The sequence below is a fragment of the Agaribacillus sp. DX54 genome (assembly GCF_056858335.1).
The window spans coordinates 1-612 of the sequence record NZ_JBXEQE010000121.1 but is presented as its reverse complement, the minus strand read 5'-3'; the positions used below and the strand labels follow the sequence as shown (position 1 = coordinate 612).

The window sequence follows — 612 nt, the reverse complement described above, 5'->3', positions numbered from 1 at the left end:
TTTATAGGGCATACCTTAAACCAAGCAAAATTAAGAGAAAATGAAAGTTACTTTAGATCGTTGTTCAGCGGTATCCAAGCGCCAACCTATCCCTTTAATCTGTCAGATACCCTCGGTGATGGATCGACCCGTATTGTATCTTCACAAGCGATGTTGTCTTCTGAATTACGGGATACCGTACGTCAGGTATCTAGTGATTTACGGATAAGCCCTGCGGTACTGTTCCATGCAGCCTTTGGCCTGGTAGTGGGAAGGTGCAGTGGGACGGATCATGCCCTTTTTGGTTCTGTGCTATTAGGAAGGATGCAAGGCGCCAAAGGATCGGAATCTTCTTTAGGCTTATTTGTTAATACCCTTCCCGTGTTATTGGACCTTAGGGGTGATATACCGGCATATATTGCCCATGCGAATGATCGATTGCAAGCACTCTTAAATTACGAACAGACCCCTTTGTCCAATGTCCATGATTGGAGTGGTATTCCCAATGATGTTCCTCTGTTCACTGCGCTGTTAAATTACCGTCATTCAAAACGAAGTTCATCATCAGATAAGTCAGATAAATCAAGTAAACCCTTTGATTCAGGTGCTGAACTGTTGGCGGGAAAAGAACGG

The 612-nt window shown here is 44.1% G+C and carries 1 protein-coding gene; it reads left to right on the top strand.

The genetic code is table 11. The annotated features are described in order from the left end of the window. A partial coding sequence (locus AC04NP_RS30605) for a condensation domain-containing protein (protein WP_482863935.1) occupies window positions 1–612 on the top strand: 612 nt, incomplete at both ends.